The organism is Micrococcus sp. IITD107, from assembly GCF_041927415.1.
Classification (GTDB): Bacteria; Actinomycetota; Actinomycetes; order Actinomycetales; family Micrococcaceae; genus Citricoccus; species Citricoccus terreus.
In genome coordinates this window covers 277,793-294,351 of sequence record NZ_JBHFFN010000003.1, presented here as the reverse complement: position 1 = coordinate 294,351, position 16,559 = coordinate 277,793, and the positions used below count along the sequence as shown (strand labels likewise).

General features: G+C 69.5%; 13 protein-coding genes. 5 read left to right on the top strand and 8 right to left on the bottom strand.

Annotated features, from left to right (window positions below):
• Window positions 1-178 precede the first annotated feature (178 nt).
• The 3 genes from paaI to ACEXHE_RS08310 all read left to right on the top strand — a co-directional run bounded on the left by paaI (window position 179) and on the right by ACEXHE_RS08310 (window position 2,709).
• Entirely contained in the window at window positions 179-565 is a 387-nt protein-coding gene (gene paaI, locus ACEXHE_RS08320; protein WP_091697896.1) for a hydroxyphenylacetyl-CoA thioesterase PaaI, read from the top strand.
• Between the two features lie 65 nt (window positions 566-630).
• On the top strand, window positions 631-1,974 hold the full coding sequence (locus ACEXHE_RS08315) for an AMP-binding protein (protein WP_374785443.1): 1,344 nt from the start codon (window positions 631-633) through the stop codon (window positions 1,972-1,974).
• 105 nt (window positions 1,975-2,079) lie between these two features.
• Complete coding sequence (locus ACEXHE_RS08310; protein ID WP_260062722.1) at window positions 2,080-2,709, top strand: TetR/AcrR family transcriptional regulator; 630 nt, start codon at window positions 2,080-2,082, stop codon at window positions 2,707-2,709.
• Between the two features lie 344 nt (window positions 2,710-3,053).
• Here ACEXHE_RS08310 and ACEXHE_RS08305 read toward each other — a convergent pair whose 3' ends face one another.
• Window positions 3,054-3,986 carry a 3-hydroxyacyl-CoA dehydrogenase gene (locus tag ACEXHE_RS08305; protein WP_374785442.1) on the bottom strand — a complete coding sequence of 311 codons (933 nt, stop codon included), beginning with the start codon at window positions 3,984-3,986 and terminating at the stop codon, window positions 3,054-3,056.
• Window positions 3,987-4,124: 138 nt separating this feature from the next.
• Window positions 4,125-6,263 (bottom strand): phenylacetic acid degradation bifunctional protein PaaZ, encoded by a 2,139-nt coding sequence (gene paaZ, locus ACEXHE_RS08300; RefSeq protein ID WP_374785441.1) that lies wholly within the window; start codon window positions 6,261-6,263, stop codon window positions 4,125-4,127.
• Between the two features lie 139 nt (window positions 6,264-6,402).
• Between paaZ and panD the strand changes: the two genes are divergently transcribed.
• The gene (gene panD, locus ACEXHE_RS08295) at window positions 6,403-6,840 is read left to right on the top strand and encodes an aspartate 1-decarboxylase (RefSeq protein ID WP_374785440.1); all 438 of its coding nucleotides are present in this window, start codon (window positions 6,403-6,405) and stop codon (window positions 6,838-6,840) included.
• Window positions 6,841-6,965: 125 nt separating this feature from the next.
• Here the strand turns inward: panD and ACEXHE_RS08290 are convergent, their stop codons facing one another.
• The 4 genes from ACEXHE_RS08290 to ACEXHE_RS08275 all read right to left on the bottom strand — a co-directional run bounded on the left by ACEXHE_RS08290 (window position 6,966) and on the right by ACEXHE_RS08275 (window position 12,019).
• Window positions 6,966-7,871, bottom strand: coding sequence for a 3-hydroxyacyl-CoA dehydrogenase family protein (locus tag ACEXHE_RS08290; RefSeq protein ID WP_374785439.1), 906 nt, complete (start codon window positions 7,869-7,871; stop codon window positions 6,966-6,968).
• A gap of 29 nt (window positions 7,872-7,900) precedes the next feature.
• Window positions 7,901-8,743 carry an enoyl-CoA hydratase/isomerase family protein gene (locus ACEXHE_RS08285; protein ID WP_374785438.1) on the bottom strand — a complete coding sequence of 281 codons (843 nt, stop codon included), beginning with the start codon at window positions 8,741-8,743 and terminating at the stop codon, window positions 7,901-7,903.
• Window positions 8,744-8,745: 2 nt separating this feature from the next.
• Window positions 8,746-9,963: a thiolase family protein gene (locus ACEXHE_RS08280; protein WP_374785437.1), complete on the bottom strand. Its 1,218-nt coding sequence runs from the start codon at window positions 9,961-9,963 to the stop codon at window positions 8,746-8,748.
• A gap of 271 nt (window positions 9,964-10,234) precedes the next feature.
• Window positions 10,235-12,019, bottom strand: coding sequence for a thiamine pyrophosphate-binding protein (locus ACEXHE_RS08275; protein WP_374785436.1), 1,785 nt, complete (start codon window positions 12,017-12,019; stop codon window positions 10,235-10,237).
• A gap of 100 nt (window positions 12,020-12,119) precedes the next feature.
• On the opposite strand from ACEXHE_RS08275, the gene ACEXHE_RS08270 reads away from it, so the two are divergent.
• A complete protein-coding gene (locus tag ACEXHE_RS08270) occupies window positions 12,120-12,605 on the top strand; it encodes an Lrp/AsnC family transcriptional regulator (protein WP_374785435.1) in 486 nt (161 codons plus the stop codon).
• 169 nt (window positions 12,606-12,774) lie between these two features.
• Here ACEXHE_RS08270 and ACEXHE_RS08265 read toward each other — a convergent pair whose 3' ends face one another.
• Both ACEXHE_RS08265 and acs read right to left on the bottom strand, forming a co-directional pair.
• The gene (locus tag ACEXHE_RS08265) at window positions 12,775-14,133 is read right to left on the bottom strand and encodes an MFS transporter (RefSeq protein WP_374785434.1); all 1,359 of its coding nucleotides are present in this window, start codon (window positions 14,131-14,133) and stop codon (window positions 12,775-12,777) included.
• Window positions 14,134-14,378: 245 nt separating this feature from the next.
• Window positions 14,379-16,559: an acetate--CoA ligase gene (acs, locus tag ACEXHE_RS08260; RefSeq protein WP_374785433.1), complete on the bottom strand. Its 2,181-nt coding sequence runs from the start codon at window positions 16,557-16,559 to the stop codon at window positions 14,379-14,381.

Here is a 16,559-nt window from a genome sequence, read left to right as displayed (position 1 = left end):
CCCTGGGCCGAACCTTCCTGCCCGTCCTGCCCGTGACGTGGGGGCGTCATCCGGGGCACACTGGGCAGACCCGCACTTGACGCAGGTCACACTGGTGGGATTACCTAATGATCGGTCGGTCGGTTATGAACGGAGTCCCCCTGTGTCTGAGAGCATCACCCGGTCCGTGCACCCCTTGATGGGGCAGGACCCCGCCGCCGACTGGCTCGGCATCGAGGTCGAACATGCCGAGTACGGGCAGGTCACCATGCACATGACCGTGCGTGAGGAGATGCTCAACGGATTCGGGATCGCCCATGGCGGGATGGTCTTCGCCTTCGCCGACACCTGCTTCGCCTGGGTCTGCAACGACCCTGAGGGCGACGGCTCCACCATCACCGTGGCCCAGGGTGTGGACGTGAACTTCATGTCCTCCCCGCGCGCCGGCCAGCGTCTGACTGCCGTGGGCCGGGTGGTCGCCCAGACCGGCCGCAGCGGACTCTATGACATCGAGGTCACCGACGACGCCGGTCATCTGGTGGCACAGTTCCGCGGCCGCAGCCGCACGATCCCCCGCAAGGGCTGACCCCAGCCTCCTGCCGCCCAGCCGCCACCAGACCCCAGAACCCCCACGCCGAGGAAGTGCCCACCATGACTGAATGCTCCGTCCCCAACCCGTACACCCCGTCACCCATCCCGGCCGACCGCTCGGTCCCGGATGCCGAGGAGAGGATGAGCCGGGACCAGATCGAGTCCCTGCAGTACGACCGCCTCAAGTGGGCCCTGCACCACGCCTACGAGAACGTGGAGGCGTACAAGGAGCTCTTCGACGACCACGGCGTCCATCCGAGTGACCTCAAGGAGCTCGAGGACCTCAAGCTCTTCCCGTACACAGACAAGGAGTTCCTGCGGAAGGCCTACCCGTTCAAGTCCTTCGCCGTGCCGATGTCCGAGATCCGGCGCATCCACGCCTCCTCCGGCACCACCGGTCAGCCCACCGTGGTGGCCTACACCGAGAACGACCTGGACACGTGGGGCACTCTGGTGGCCCGTTGCTTCCGGATGGCCGGCGTCCAGCCCGGCATGAAGGTGCACAACGCCTACGGCTACGGCCTGTTCACCGGTGGACTGGGCGCCCACTACGGCGCCGAGCGATTGGGCTGCGCCGTGATCCCGATGTCCGGCGGTCAGACCGAGAAGCAGGTGCAGATGATCCGGGACTTCGAGCCCGAGGCCATCCTCTCCACCCCCACCTACCTGCTGACCATCGCCGACGGCTTCAAGAAGCTGGGACTGGACCCCCGGCAGTCCTCCCTGCAGACCGCCGTGCTGGGTGCCGAGCCCTGGACGGAGGAGATGCGCCGAGAGATCGAGCGGACCTTCGACATCGACGCCTGCGACATCTACGGGCTCTCCGAGGTCATGGGCCCCGGCGTGGCGGGCGAGTCCCGTGAAACCAAGGACGGCTCGCACATCTGGGAGGACCACTTCCGCCCGGAGATCATCGACCCCTTCACCGACGAGGTCTTGGAGACCGGACGTCCCGGAGAACTGGTGTTCACGGCGCTGACCAAGGAGGCGCTGCCGATCATCCGCTACCGCACGCACGACCTCACCCGGCTGCTGCCCGGCACCGAGCGCCCCGGTCACCGCCGCATGGGTCGGATCACCGGCCGTTCGGACGACATGATCATCCTGCGCGGCGTGAACCTGTTCCCGTCCCAGATCGAGGAGCTGGCGCTGAACATTCCGGCGCTCTCCCCGCACTTCACCCTGGAGATCACCCGTCCGAACCGGATGGACCAGATGACGGTGAACATCGAGCGCCGTGAAGAGGTTACCGTGGAGGTGGCCGAGGAGGGCGCCAAGAAGCTGGTGCACGAGATCAAGACCAAGATCGGCTCCGCGTGCAGCATCAACGTCTGCGAGCCCGGCTCCTTGGCCCGTTCCTCCGGCAAGCTGCGCCGGGTCTACGACCTGCGCAAGAACGGCTGACCCGCACCTGCCTGCCGTGCTGCCACGTGGGCCAGGCCGTCCCCGGTCTGGCCCACTGAGTGATATACAGGGACGTCTGCCCTAAGACCAGAGGATCGAACCCCGATGACCGCCACCGCCACACCCCCGGATAGCATGGACTCACCCCGGCGCGGCCGACCCGGCTATGACCGGGAGACGCTGATCCGCGTCTGCGTGGAGGTCTTCAACGTCCACGGCTACGACGCCACATCCATGGGGATGCTCGCCAAGCACCTGGGCATCTCCAAGTCCGCGATCTACCACCACGTGGACTCCAAGGAGGCGATCCTCGACCACGCGGTGACGGACGCACTGGACGCCCTCGAGGCATGCCTGGACGGCGTGGCGGGCAACGGGGCCGACGCTGGCGCGCAGGTCGAGGAGGGCATCCGCGGCACGCTCAGGGTGCTGGTGGAGAAGCAGCCCGAGGTGACCCTGCTGCTGCGCCTGCGCGGGAACTCGGCGGTCGAGCTGGCCGCCGTCGAGCGCCGCCGTGAGCTCACCCGGAGACTAGGTGACCTACTCGAGGCCGCCCAGGCCACCGGTGCGGTGCGTACCGACGTGACCTCGCACAACCTCGCCCGCCTCGCGCTCGGGATGATCAACTCGATCGTGGACTGGTACCGCCCGGGCCGTGGCGTCCCCGGCGAGCAGGGCGCGGGCAAGATGATCGACGCCGTCACCGGCGTGGTGCTCGGGGGCCTGCGGGGCTGAGGATCCTCAGTCCTCGGCGTCGAGCGCGGCGAGCACGTCGGCCACGATCGCGGCCGCACAGCCTCCGCTTCCGCAGACACCCCGCCGTCCGCGTCGGACGGGGCCACGACCACCGTCCGGGCGCCGTCCTGCACGGCTGTCAGGTGGGCTTAGACGGACCCCTCCTGAGCCGGGAGCGGCATGTACGCAGTGAAGGGGGCACCGGCTTCGAGGTGGGCCCGCCGCCGGTGGAGGCGGAGGCGCCGCCCGTGCTCTCCATGGAACCGTCGGTGGCGGGGGTATGCGTCAGGGCCGCCCGATGCGCGGTGCGCACCGGGCGGCCCCTGATCCGTCAGTGGAGGAGGTCAGCCGAGCGGGGTGTCCTTGTCGTCCAGGTTCCAGTCCTCCACCGGGCCGAGGTTCTCCCCGTTCGGCCCGTAGCGGTAGAAGCCCTGGCCGTCGGCCACACCGCTGTGGCCCTCGGCGATGCTCTTCTCCAGCAGCTCAGCGAAGCCGATCTGCCAGTCGGCGCCCGCGTTGCGGGAGACGTTGGCGGCCACGTGGAAGCCCACGACGTCGTAGGTCTGGAACGGGCCGCGCTCGTTGCCGGTGGCCACGCGCCAGGTGCGGTCGATGTCCGCCGGGTTGCCCACTCCGTTCATGTACAGCTTGGAGCCGGCCTGGAGCCACGGGATGAGCAGGGAGTTGAGGAAGTAGCCCGGGATCTCCTTGCGCACGTGCACGGGCACCATGCCGGTCTCCTCGGCGAACTGCAGGGCTCCGGCGACGGCCTCCGGCGAGGTCGTGGGGGTGCCCATGACCTCGGCGGTGTTCTGTGCCCAGATGCGGTTGGCGTAGTGCAGGGCCAGGAAGCGCTCCGGATGGCCGCTGGCCTCGGCAAAGTCCGAGGGCAGCAGGGAGGAGGTGTTCGTGGCGAACAGGGTCTTGGCGGGGGCGAGCTCGCCCACCTGGGCCCACACCTTGCGCTTGAGCTCCAGGTTCTCCGGGACGGCCTCGATCACGATGTCCGCATTCGCCAGGGCCTCGCCGAGGTCCGAGGTCGGCGTGATGCGGGCGAGGGCGTCGTCGAAGCGCTGCGGGTCGTAGCCATCCCCGAGGTCCGCTTCGTAGCCCTGACGGATCCAGGCCCAGCGCCGGTCGATTCCCTCGATGGCAGCAGGGACGGCGTCGTAGGCCATGACCTTCTTGCCGTGGTACGCGGCCTGCATGATGATCTGGGAACCCAGCACGCCGGTCCCCAGTACGGCAACCTGCTCAAAACGTGTGAAATCGGACATGTGTGTCGACCTTCTTCTCTCGCGGTCTGGATGGGACATGCAGGAGAACGCCCCAGGCGCGCTCCTTGTTCCCCGAGGTGACGACGGGCCGCCCGGTGCGCGGGGTACGCACGGGACGGCCCGTCGGGGCAGGGACACTCAGCCCTGGGAGGCCTCGGACGAGGCCATCGGCCAGGTCTTGGACACGAGCGTCAGCACGTCGTACTGGGCGCAAAGCTCGTCCTTCTGGTTGTGGATCTGGCAGTCCCAGGCCACCTCGCCGTACTCGTCGGTGACGCGCGGGGTGATCTTCTTGGCGGTCAGCGTGACGCGGATGGCGTCGTCGTAGGTCACCGGGGTGATGAAGCGCAGGCTCTCCAAACCGTAGTTGGCCAGCACCGGGCCCGGATCCGGGGCCACGAACAGGCCGGCCGCCCAGGAGACGAGCAGGTAGCCGTGGGCCACCCGGCGGGGGAAGAACGGGTTGGCCATGGCGGCCTCCTCGTCCGTGTGCGCGTAGAACTTGTCCCCGGTCTCCTCGGCGAAGTCGGTGATGTCCTGCAGGGTGACGGTGCGCAGCTCGGAAGCGAACTGGTCACCGATCCGCAGGGTCTCCAGCGACTTGTAGAACGGGTGCTCACCGCGGCCTGCCTCCACGTCCTCTCGCGTGACGGTGTTCGCCTCCGCGCCCCGGTGCCAGATGCCGGTGATGGAGGTCAGCATGTCCGGGGAACCCTGGACGGCGGTGCGCTGCATGTAGTGCTTCACCGCGCGCACGCCGCCGAGCTCCTCGCCGCCGCCGGCCCGGCCCGGACCACCGTGGACCAGGTGCGGGACGGGGGAGCCGTGCCCGGTGGAGGTCTTGGCGGTCTGCCGGTTCAGCACGTGCACGCGGCCGTGGTGGGCGCCGATGCCGGCGAGGAACTGGGGGGCGACCTCGCCGTCGTTCGTGCACACCGTGGCCACCAGGGAGCCTGAGCCCAGGGCGGCCAGACGCACGGCGTCGTCGATGTCCGTGTAGCCGATCACCGAGGTGACCGGACCGAAGGCCTCGACCATGTGGACCTCGGGGGTGTCCGAATCCTCGAAGGAGAGCAGCGTGACCGGGTAGAACGCACCGGCGTCCAGGGCAGGATCGGCCTGGCCTGCGGCCTCGGGCCCGCCCAGGCGGACGGTGCCGCCGGCCTGCATGAGCTTCTCGACGGCGGCCCCCACCTCGCGCTGCTGGTCCTTGGAGGCCAGCGGGCCCATGGTGGCGCCTTCGGTGCGCGGATCGCCCAGCACCACCTTCTCGGTGACGCGCGCGGCCAAGGCGGTGACGACGTCGTCGACCCGATCCTGGGGGACGATCACCCGGCGCACGGCGGTGCACTTCTGACCGGCCTTGGCGGTGATCTCCACGAACACGGCCTTGATGAACGCCTCGAACTCGGGAGTGTCCTTCGTGGCGTCCGGGCCCAGGATGGCCGCGTTGAGCGAGTCGGTCTCGGCGGTGAAGCGCAGCCCTCCCTCCTGCACGGAGGGGTGGCGGCGCAGCGTGGAGGCGGTGCCTGCCGAACCGGTGAAGGCCACGTGGTCGCGGTAGTCCAGGTGGTCCAGCAGGTCCCGGGCCGAGCCGGAGACCAGCTGCAGGGAGCCCTCGGGCAGGATGCCGGAGTCCAGCATCAGGCGCACGCACAGCTGCGTCACGTAGCCGGTGGGGGTGGCGGGCTTGACGATGGTGGGCATGCCGGCGATGAAGGACGGGGCGAACTTCTCCAGCATCCCCCAGACCGGGAAGTTGAAGGCGTTGATCTGCACGGCCACACCGGGCATCCGGGAGTACACGTGCTCGCCGATGAACGAGCCGTCCCGGGAGAGCATCTCCACGTCCCCGTCCACGATCACGTTGGCGTTGGGCAGCTCGCGCCGACCCTTGGAGGAGAAGGTGAACAGGGTGCCGATGCCGCCGTCGGTGTCGATGGCGTGGTCCCGCTGGGTGGCACCCGTGGCGAAGGAGAGGTCGTAGAGCTCCTGCTTGTGCTCGGTGAGGTAGGTGGCCAGCTCCTTGAGCTTGAGCGCGCGCTGATGGATGGTCAGCTCGCCCAGCGCCTTCTGGCCGACGGTGCGGGCGTGCTCCACGGCGGCGGCGATGTCGATCCCGTCCGTGCTGACCCGGGCCACGACCTCGCCCGTGGAGGCGTCGGTGACCTCGGTGACCTTCTGGGGGTCCTGGGGCGTCCACCACTGCCCGGCGATGAAGCTGGGCAGAATCTGGACTGAGGCGGTCTGCGCCGGGGCGGATGCGCTGGTGGTCACGGGTGCTCCTTCGATCCACAGCTGCGTGGAGAGACGACGTGTCTGAGATGCCTGACCGATCGGTCAGTATTTGTGGTCCACCATAACGCAGATCACAGCCCCCTGTCAGTGCTCCGGGCACAGTGACTACCCGGGGGGCATGCTCCGGACCATGTTCCACGCCATGATCCACCGCGCTACCGTCACCCAGGCCGATCTGCACTACGTGGGGTCGGTGACGGTGGACCAGGACCTGCTCGACGCCGCCGGGATCCTGCCGGGCGAACTGGTGAGCATCGTGGACGTCACCAACGGGGCACGACTGGAGACCTACACGATCGCGGGGGAGCGCGGCACCGGGGTGCTCGGCATCAACGGGGCCGCCGCCCGGCTGATCCAGCCCGGGGACATCGTCATCCTGATCGCCTACGCCCAGATGGAGGACGCCGAGGCGCGCACCTTTCAGCCCTCCGTGGTGCACGTGGACGCCCAGAACCGGATCGTGGAGCTGGGCTCTGATCCGGCCGAGGGGCTGCTGGACGGCGTGGCCCGCCCGCCGCAGTCCCGCCGACTGGACGAGGCCCAGGCCGACCTCTGAGTCCGGACCCCGGACCCCGAACCCCGGATGCAACTGGCGGTCGGTCATCACTCTCATTCCCTCAGATTCGAGGGGATGCCGGTGATAACTGACCGCCAGATCTAGGGGAGGTTCAGGGGAGTGGTTCAGCCCTGGTCGCTGTAGTCGTAGAAGCCCTTGCCGGTCTTGCGGCCCAGCTCCCCGCGCGCCACCATGTCACGCATCAGCTGCGGCGGGTCGAAGCGCTCGCCCAGCTCGGAGGCCAGGTACTCGGCGATCCCCAGGCGCACGTCCAGGCCCACGATGTCGTTCAACGCCAGCGGACCCACCGGGTGCTTGTAGCCCAGGACCATGGCGTTGTCGATGTCCTCCGGCGCGGCCACGCCCTCCTCGACCATGCGGATGGCCTCCAGTCCCAGGGCCACCCCCAGGCGCGATGAGGCGAAGCCCGGGGCGTCGTTGACCGAGACGGGGGTCTTGGAGATGCCCGCCACCCACTGCACGGCCAGGTCCCGCAGCTCCTGCCCGGTCTTCTCGCCGTTGACGATCTCCACCAGCTTGGAGGCCGGCACCGGGTTGAAGAAGTGCAGACCGCAGAACCGCTCCGGGCGGGAGAGCTTCTCGGCGATCCGGTCGATCGACAGGGACGAGGTGTTCGAGGCCAGCCAGGCGTCCTCGCGCAGGTGCGACTCCACCGAGGTCAGCGAGGAGACCTTCAGGTCGAAGTCCTCCGGCACCGCCTCGATCACCAGGTCGCACTGGGCGAAGTCGGCCTGGTCCAGCGAGAGCGTGAGGTTCTGCGCCCACACGTCCAGGCTGCCGTCGATCGCCCCGCGCTCCAGGGACTTGGCCAGGTCGCGCTCGATCCGCTCCTTGGCGGACTCGGCGGCCTGCGGATCGCGCTCCACCACGGTGACGCGCGAGCCGGAGATCAGGAAGGCGTGGGCGATGCCCGCCCCCATGCGGCCGCCTCCCAGGACCCCGACGACGGCCGGGACGGTCCCTGGCTTCGGTGCAGGTGAGGCGGTGGTCGAGGTCGAATCGGTGCTCATCGGTTCTCCTGGGGTCACGGGGTCGGGGGTCACTTCTTGGCGCTGCGGTCGAGGAAGGCCTGCATGCGATCGAACTTGGCCTCGGACTCGAACAGGATCGCCTGGGCCAGCTCATCCACGTGGGGGTGGGCCTCGCGGGGCATGTGGAACACCCGCTTGGTGATCCGCACGGCCAGCGGGTCCTGCGCGCCGATCCGGTCAGCCAGGGCGTGCGCGCCGTCCAGCAGCTCGGCGGACTCGTGCAGCTCGGTGACCAGGTGCAGGTCCAGGGCCTCTTGGGCGGAGAGGATCCGTCCGGTCATCAGCAGCTCCAGGGCCACCGGCTCGCCGATCAGCTCCTTCAGCCGCCACATGGCACCGGCGGCCGCGGTGATGCCCAGTCCGGCCTCGGGCTGTCCCATCTTCAGGGTGGGGGTGGCCAGGCGGAAGTCCGCGGCGTAGGCCAGCTCGGCACCGCCGCCCAGGGCGTAGCCGTCGATCGCTGCGATCACCGGCAGCGGCAGGCGGTGGATGCGGTCGAAGATCTGGGAGTTCACGCCGCGCAGCGCATCGTCCCGGCGGCGCTCGCGCAGCTGGCCGATGTCCGCGCCGGAGGCGAAGATGCCCTGCATCGTCCCGCTCTTCCTGTTCTCCACCTCGGTGCCGGTGATGACCAGCACGCGCGGGTTGCGCTCCAGCCATCCGCACAGGGCATGGAACTCATCGACCATGGTCTGGTCGATCGCATTGCGCACGCCCGGGCGGTCCATGAACGCGACCACACGGTCCGGGCGGTCGGCCGTGGCCTCGATCCGCAGGGCGGTGAAGCCCTGGGTCAGTTCGGCCAGGCCGGGGAAGTGCTGGTCAGGGGTCTGCTCTGGCTGGTCGGACATGCTCAGACCTTCTCCACCAGCATCGCGGCACCCTGGCCCACGCCGATGCACATGGTCGCCAGGCCCTTGTCCGCGCCCTCGGCCTCCATGCGGCGCAGCAGGGTGACCAGGAGGCGAGAACCGGAGGAGCCGAGCGGATGGCCCAAGGCGATGGCGCCGCCGTCGTTGTTCACGATGCTCGGGTCCAGGCCGAGGCGACGCATGCTGCCCAGCGACTGGGTGGCGAAGGCCTCGTTGAGCTCCACCGCACCGAGCTGGTCTGCGGTCCATCCACTGCGGGCGAAGGCCTTCTCCGTGGCCGGGACCGGGCCCAGGCCCATGATCTCCGGGGCCAGGCCGGCGCTGGTGGCCTCGACCACGCGGGCGCGGGCCTTCAGGCCGTACTTCTCCGCGGCGCGCTCGGAGACCACCAGGATCGCGGAGGCACCGTCGTTCAGGGAGGAGGAGTTGCCGGCGGTGACCACGGAGCCGCCCTTGACCACGGGGCGCAGCTTGGCCAGCACCTCGGGGGTGGTGCCCTCGCGCGGGCCCTCATCGGTGTCCACCACGGAGGTGGCGCCCTTCTTGCCGGTCACGGTCACCGGGGTGATCTCCTGCGCCAGACGGCCTTCGGCGATCGCGGCCAGGGCCTTGGCATGCGAGCCCACGGCGAACTCGTCGGCATCCTCGCGGGAGATGCTGTCCACACGGGCCACCTCCTCGGCGGTCTCCGGCATGGAGAAGGTGAACTTGTCCCCGAACTCCTCGCTGGTGAAGCGCGGGTTCACGAAGCGCCAGCCGATGGAGGTGTCGAAGGTCTCCCCGGGCTTGGCGAAGGCGGTGGTGGGCTTGGCCGTCACCCAGGGGGCGCGGGACATGGACTCCACGCCGCCGGCGACCACGATGTCCGCCGCGCCAGCCTTGATCATGAAGGTGGCCATGGCGATGGCGCTCATGCCCGAGGCGCACAGTCGGTTCACGGTGATGCCCGGGACGGTGTCCGGGAAGCCGGCCAGCAGCCAGGCCATGCGCGCCACGTTGCGGTTCTCCTCACCGGCACCGTTCGCGTTGCCCAGGATCACCTCGTCGACGTCGGCCGGATCGATCCCGGCATCGGTCACCACCTGCTTCACCACCAGGGCGGCCAGATCATCCGGGCGGACGGAGGACAGGGCACCGCCGTAGCGTCCGACGGGGGTGCGAGTTCCTCCGACGAGGAAGGCTTGGGGCTGAGAGGACATGAGGTGACTCCTTAAGTGCGGCAGCAGGGGAGACCGCACGATTTACTGACCGAGTGTTCAGGAATCAGTATTCCGCGCGGATGTGATCTGGGTCAATCCATGGCAGGGCCGCGTCATCATCTGACCGGACCGCAGGCAGGGCCCGGTGCGCTTCTGGAGTCCATCCTCCGTCGAGACCCTCGCCGAGTCCAGTACCAATGAGTCATCACTGATGACTGGTTCGGTATGAATCAGGGGTGGTCCGAGCTGGTCGACTGGTGCGGTGCGCCCCTCAGAGGCTCTTGCCCTGATTCACCATCCCCTGCATGAACTCGGCCACGACCTTCTGGGAGATCGCCACGTCCAGCACGAACACGCCGTCCTGGTCGGTGGCCAGCCAGTCGGTCAGGTGCTGCAGCTCCGCCAGGGTGGTGGCCTTCACTCCCTCGGCGCCGAGGGCCCGGCCGAGTGCGGAGAAGTCGACCTCGTCGATCAGCATGGCCGCATCATGCAGGCCCTTGGAGGCGTACTGGTGCAGCTCGGCGCCGTAGGCGGAGTCGTTCAGGGCCACCATCACGCCCCGGCGGGTGGTGCGGATGAAGGTCTCCAGGTCCGCCAGGCCCATCAGTCCGCCGCCGTCTCCGGTGATGTGCACGGTCAGCCGGTCCGGGCGAGCCACGGAGACCCCGGCCGCCGAGCCCAGCCCCAGGCCGATGGACTGGAACGCGGTGCCCACCATGACCAGGGCGTGCGGATCCGGGACGGAGAGGTACATCGGCGCCCAGCCCAGGAAGTGACCCCCGTCCATCACCACGGACCGGTCCTGAGGCAGGATCTGCTCCAGGGCGGCCACCACGGCGCGGGGGTTGAGCCGTCCGTCTGGACCGAACTCGGTGGGATCCTCCACCGGCTCCGCCCCGCGGAAGTCCGCCGAGGCGACCTCCGGGACCTGCTCACGCCAGGTGAGGGAGCCGGCGTCGGGACGGTCTGTCTTCTCCTGCACTGTCTGCACAGACTGCTCCACTGCCTCCAGCAGCGCCTCCAGGAAGGTGCCCAGGTCAGCGTTGACGTGCTCATCCACGCGCTCGTGGTGCAGGCCGGGCTCGTTGTCCACGCGGATCACGTGGGCGTCCGGGCCGAACAGGGTGCCGTGGCGCATCTGGAACGGGTTCAGCGAGGCGCCGGCCACCAGGACCACGTCCGCCGTGTGCGCCACCTCCCAGCGGTGGGTGCGCATGAAGCCGCCGGCGATCCCCAGGTTCCAGGGGGAGTCCACGGTGTTCGAGGCCATCACGGTGGTGACGAACAGTCCGCCCAGCAGGTCGCCGATGCGCTGGACGGTCTCTCCCGTACCGGACATGGGCACGCCGCGGCCGACCATCAGCAGCGGGCGTTCGGCGGCGAGGAGTCGCTCCGCCACAGCTTGCACCTGCGGCGGGACCGGCGGGTGCTGCGGCTTGGGGGCGAGCGGCTCGAGGGGGACGGGGTCGGTCAGGGGTGCGGTGGAGTGGTCATAGGGGAGGGAGAGCACCACCGGCTGGACGGTCTGCGCAGCGAGGTCGAAGGCGCGGTGGGCCATCGCCTCGGCGTTCTGCGGGGTGGCGGTCAGCGTGGTGACGCCCACGGCCGAGACTGCCTGGACCTGGTCGATGTCGAAGAACCGGGGCCCGGTGGACGGGGCGTCGCCGACCACCAGGACCAGCGGGATGCGCGCCAGCCGGGCCTCGGCCAGGGCGGTGTAGGTGTTGGTGAATCCGGCGCCGTACGTGGTGGTGGCCACGCCCACGCCGCCACCGGCACGGTGGAACGCGTCCGCCATGGTCACGGTGGCCGACTCGTGCCGGGCCGAGGTGAAGGGGAAGCCCCGCTCGGTCAGGGAGCTCACCAGGTGGGCGTTGCCGTTGCCCATCAGCCCGAACAGGTGGTCGGCGCGCTCGGCGATCACATCCGCCACGGCCGTGGAGACGGTGCGCGGCGCGTGGTCCGGGGTGGGAGTGGGGGCCATGCCGTCCACGGGGGCGGTGGCGGTGACGGCGGTGTCCGGAGTGGTCTCGGGCGCTGCGGGGGATTCAAGCATGCTCCGATGGTGGTGGTCAGTGGTGCAGGAGGGCAAGTGAACTCGTGGTGGGTGCGCAGAATGCTGTGCGATGAGCCATGAGGGTGTCAAGATGTCACCTATGAGCACTCCTGACGCCCGGATCGATGCCCTCGACGCGCGCCTGCTGCTCGCCCTGGACGCCGACCCCTTCGCCACGGTGGTGGCCCTGGCTCAACGGCTGGGCGTGGCCCGCAACACCGTGCAGACCCGGCTGCGCCGCCTCGAGGCCAGTGGGGCGCTTGCCGAGGTCACCCGCCGCGTCACCCCGGAGGCGCTGGGCTTCAGTCTGACCGCCTTCCTCACCGTCTCCATCCGGCAGGGCCAGCACGACGACGCTCTGGCCGGCTTGCGTGCGATCCCGCAGATCATCGAGATCCACGCCACCACCGGCGACGCCGATCTGCGCGTGCGGGTGGTCGCCCGGGACACCACGGACCTCTACCAGGTGACCAATCGGATCGTGGACGCACCGGGCGTGCTGCGCACCAGCACCAGCATCTCGCTGCAGGAGATCATGCCGCTGCGCCTGGCCGGCCTGCTGGAGGAGGCTGCGGCCCGCGGATGAGGCACTTCCCCGCCCCGGGCCCGCAGCAGCACAGCACAGAGTGACACGTCCCGGTCACTGTGGCGGGGGTCTGGTCACTCCGTGCCGGGAGGGGAGGGGCGGGACGACGACGGCCAGGTGGCCTTCCGGGGGAAGGCGACCTGGCCGTCGTCGTGGAGTGACCGGACGATCAGTGGGCGTGCTCCTCGAGGGGGGCGTCGTCGTGCTCGCGGTCATGGGTGTGCAGGTCGCGGTCCTGGATGGACTTGGGGACCATGGACACGGCGATCAGGGAGATCAGGGCCAGCACGGCGATGTAGATGCCGATGCTCCAGGACACGCCTGTGTTGTCCAGCAGCAGCTGGGCGATCATCGGGGCGAAGGCGCCGCCGATGATGGAGCCCAGGGCGTAGCCGATGGAGACGCCGGAGAAGCGGACCTTGGCGGGGAACATCTCGGCGTAGAGGGCCGACTGCGGTCCGTAGGACGGGCCCAGACCGATGGTCAGGACCACGATCGCCAGGGTGAACAGGATCAGGTTCGCGGTGTCCAGCAGGAACCACATGGGGATGGCCCACAGGACGATGATGCCGTAGCCGATCTGGAAGGTCAGCACGCGGCCGATCTTGTCCGAGATCCATCCGCCGAACATGGTGAAGATCAGCCAGCCCAGTCCACCGACCAGAGCGGCGATCAGGGTCTCGGTGCGCTCCATGTCCAGGTTCTTGGTGCCGTAGGAGCTGAAGAATGCGATCACCAGGTAACCGGCGGCGTTGTTGGCGGCGAAGATCAGGGCGGCGAGGATGACCTCCTTGGTGTGGCCGCGGAACAGCTCGCCCAGCGGAGCGGAGGCCTCAGCCTTGAGGTTCTGCATCTCCTTGAAGACCGGGGACTCCTCCACCGAGCGGCGGATCAGGTAGCCCACCAGGATCAGCACCACGGAGAACAGGAACGGGATGCGCCAGCCCCAGTCCTGGAACTGCTGGTCCGTCATGAAGGTGGACAGGCCGAACATGAACAGGGTGGCCATGATCATGCCCAGGGGGACGCCGATCTGCGGGTAGGCGCCGAACAGGCCGCGCTTGCCACGGGGAGCGTGCTCCACGGACATCAGGGCGGCGCCGCCCCACTCGCCACCGGCGGAGAAGCCCTGCATCAGGCGCAGGAGGATCAGCAGGATGGGGGCCCAGACGCCGATCTGAGCGTAGGTGGGCAGCAGGCCGATCAGTGCGGTGGCCGCGCCCATGCCGACCAGGGTCATCACCAGCACGACCTTGCGACCGAACCTGTCGCCGATGTGTCCGGCGATGATGGCGCCCAGCGGACGGACCAGGAAGGAGATGCCCAGGGAGGCCCAGGAGGCGATCTGTGCGCCGGTCTCACCCATGGGGGCGAAGAACAGCGGGGCGAGCACCAGGGCTGCGGCCTGGGCGTAGATGAAGAAGTCGTACCACTCGATGGTGGTGCCCACGAGCGTGCCCGCGAGGACCTTCTTCTCCTCGCGAGTGCGACGTGCCGGGGGCATCGCGGTGGTGGATGGGTGGGCCATGGAGCCTCCAGGATGATTCAGCTCGTCAACGAATGACGGGCGGACAGCGGGGATGACGGTGCGGTGTCCGGGCCGAGGCCTGGGCGAATGATGACGCGGTCGGTGCGGGGTGCGACGGTCGAATTAGTGACCGACCGATCGGTCATGTAGAGACACTATGCACGAAAGTGACCCGTTTCACAACCATTCGGACCTGACGATCCCGAATCGAGATCCTTTCCTCAGGCTGTCCCTCCTCCTGCTCCTCAGCGCCGGCCCGTCATGACCTCGGCGATCTGTGCCACGCACGGCTCGTTCTGCAGGCTGGTGGTGTCGCCCAGCGTGCTGCCCTCGTAGAGCTGGGTGAGCAGACGCCGCATGATCTTCCCGGAGCGCGTCTTGGGCACATCAGGGACCACGACGACGTCACGCGGCTTGGCCACGGGCCCGATCACCCTGCCGACGTGGCCGCGCAGGGCCTCGGTGAGCTCCGTGGGGTCGGCGCCCTGGGGCAGGGCGTCCTCGCGGACCACCACGAACGCGACGGCGGCATGGCCCGTCTTGGCATCCGGCACCGGGCAGACCCCGGCCTCCACGACGGCCGGGTGAGCCACCAGGGCCGACTCGATCTCGATGGTGGAGAGGCGGTGCCCGGAGATGTTGATGACATCGTCGATCCGGCCCAGGATCCAGATGTCCCCGTCCTCATCGGTCTTCGCGCCGTCTCCCGCCAGGAACCAGCCGCGGTCCGCGTACTTCTCCCAATAGGAGGTGTAGTACCGCTCCGGATCGCCCCACACGGTCCGGGCCATGGCCGGGCCGGTCCGGGTGACCACGATGTACCCCTGCTGTCCCTGCGGAACCGGCCGGCCGTCGTCGTCCACCACCGCCGTCTCCACCCCGGGAAGGGGACGTGACCCGCACCCCGGCTTGAAGCGGGTGTCCGTGGGGCGGGGGGAGAGGACGGTGGCGCCGGTCTCGGACTGCCACCAGGTGTCCACGATGGGCACGCCGGCGCCGCCGCAGGTCAGGGCGTCCCGGCCGATCTGGGTGCGCGCCCAGGTCCACGCCTCTGGGTTGACGGCCTCGCCCACGGTCCCGATCAGACGGATGCTGGACAGGTCCCAGCCGCCCTGCTCCGGGGTGGGGATGCCGTCCGGGAACCAGCCCATCAGTGAGCGGATCAGCGTGGGTGCGGTGTAGTACGTGGTGACGCCGTAGCGCTCGATCACCTCGAAGTGCCGGCCGGGGTGCGGCGCGTTCGGCACCCCCTCGTAGATGACCTGGGTGACGCCGTTGGAGAGCGGCCCGTAGATCTCATAGGTGTGCGCGGTGACCCAGGCCAGATCCGCGGTGCACCAGTGGACGTCCTGCTCGCGCTGCGCCGGGTCCGGGTGGGAGAAGAGCAGGTCGTAGGACCAGCTGGCCTGCGTGAGGTAGCCGCCGGAGGTGTGGACCAGTCCCTTGGGCTTCCCCGTGGTGCCGGAGGTGTACATGATGAACAGCGGCGTCTCGGCGGGGAAGGCGCGCGCGGTGTGGGTCTGCGGCTGGCGGTCCACCACGTCGTGCCACCAGAGGTCGCGTCCGGGGGTCCAGGGGATCTGCTCGGCTTCGGGCGTGGTGGGGGCGCTGTGGCCGGTGCGGTCGATCACCAGGACGTGCTCGACGCCGTTCTGACCGGACACCGCCTCGTCCGCGTTGGCTTTGACCGGAACGGCCTTGCCGCGGCGGAACTGGCCGTCCGTGGTGACCAGGAGCTTGGCGCCGGTGTCCTCCACGCGGAACTTCAGCGCCTCCGCCGAGAACCCGCCGAACACCAGCGAGTGCACCGCCCCGATCCGGGCGCAGGCCAGAGTGATGACGATCGTCTCCACCAGCACGGGCAGGTAGGCCACCACGCGGTCGCCCTGGGTGATGCCGAGCTCCTCGAGCGCGTTCGCGGCCTGGGCCACGCGGCGCTGCAGGTCGGCGTAGGTCACGGTGATGCGGTCGCCGGGCTCGCCCTCGAAGTGCAGGGCCACCTTGTCCCCGCGTCCGGCGGCGACGTGCCGGTCCACGCAGTTCTCCGCCACGTTCAGCTCGCCGCCCTCGAACCAGCGGATGTCCGGACCGCGCCGGGTCTGCGGGTCCGGTGCGGTGCGGGAGTGGGCGGTGTGCCACGGGGTGCGCCAGTCCAGCCGCCGGGCGGCCGCCTCCCAGAACGCGATCCGGTCGGCCTCCTCGACGGGCTGGCCGTCACCACGCCCGCCGTGGAGCAGGTGGGCGGGGCGGCCCGGGTGGACGTCCGGGTCGGCGGCGTGGACGACGGCGGCCGGCAGGGGACCGGGGGCAGGCTCCGGCGCGCGGGGGGCGGGGGAGGGCTCCGGGGTGCTGGGTGCGGAGGAGGGGGCAAACGCTGCCTCGGGTGCGGCGGGGAGTGCCGCCTCAGGTGCGTGCTCAGGGGACAT

What these genes read in the sequence shown, in the direction of transcription:
- acs (WP_374785433.1), bottom strand. Translation starts at nt 16,559, where the DNA reads ATGTCCCCTGAGCACGCACCTGAGGCGGCACTCCCCGCCGCACCCGAG.
- ACEXHE_RS08310 (WP_260062722.1), top strand. Translation starts at nt 2,080, where the DNA reads ATGACCGCCACCGCCACACCCCCGGATAGCATGGACTCACCCCGGCGC.
- ACEXHE_RS08275 (WP_374785436.1), bottom strand. Translation starts at nt 12,019, where the DNA reads ATGCTTGAATCCCCCGCAGCGCCCGAGACCACTCCGGACACCGCCGTC.
- ACEXHE_RS08265 (WP_374785434.1), bottom strand. Translation starts at nt 14,133, where the DNA reads ATGGCCCACCCATCCACCACCGCGATGCCCCCGGCACGTCGCACTCGC.
- ACEXHE_RS08290 (WP_374785439.1), bottom strand. Translation starts at nt 7,871, where the DNA reads ATGAGCACCGATTCGACCTCGACCACCGCCTCACCTGCACCGAAGCCA.
- ACEXHE_RS08305 (WP_374785442.1), bottom strand. Translation starts at nt 3,986, where the DNA reads ATGTCCGATTTCACACGTTTTGAGCAGGTTGCCGTACTGGGGACCGGC.
- ACEXHE_RS08280 (WP_374785437.1), bottom strand. Translation starts at nt 9,963, where the DNA reads ATGTCCTCTCAGCCCCAAGCCTTCCTCGTCGGAGGAACTCGCACCCCC.
- ACEXHE_RS08315 (WP_374785443.1), top strand. Translation starts at nt 631, where the DNA reads ATGACTGAATGCTCCGTCCCCAACCCGTACACCCCGTCACCCATCCCG.
- paaI (WP_091697896.1), top strand. Translation starts at nt 179, where the DNA reads ATGGGGCAGGACCCCGCCGCCGACTGGCTCGGCATCGAGGTCGAACAT.
- ACEXHE_RS08270 (WP_374785435.1), top strand. Translation starts at nt 12,120, where the DNA reads ATGAGCACTCCTGACGCCCGGATCGATGCCCTCGACGCGCGCCTGCTG.
- ACEXHE_RS08285 (WP_374785438.1), bottom strand. Translation starts at nt 8,743, where the DNA reads ATGTCCGACCAGCCAGAGCAGACCCCTGACCAGCACTTCCCCGGCCTG.
- panD (WP_374785440.1), top strand. Translation starts at nt 6,403, where the DNA reads ATGCTCCGGACCATGTTCCACGCCATGATCCACCGCGCTACCGTCACC.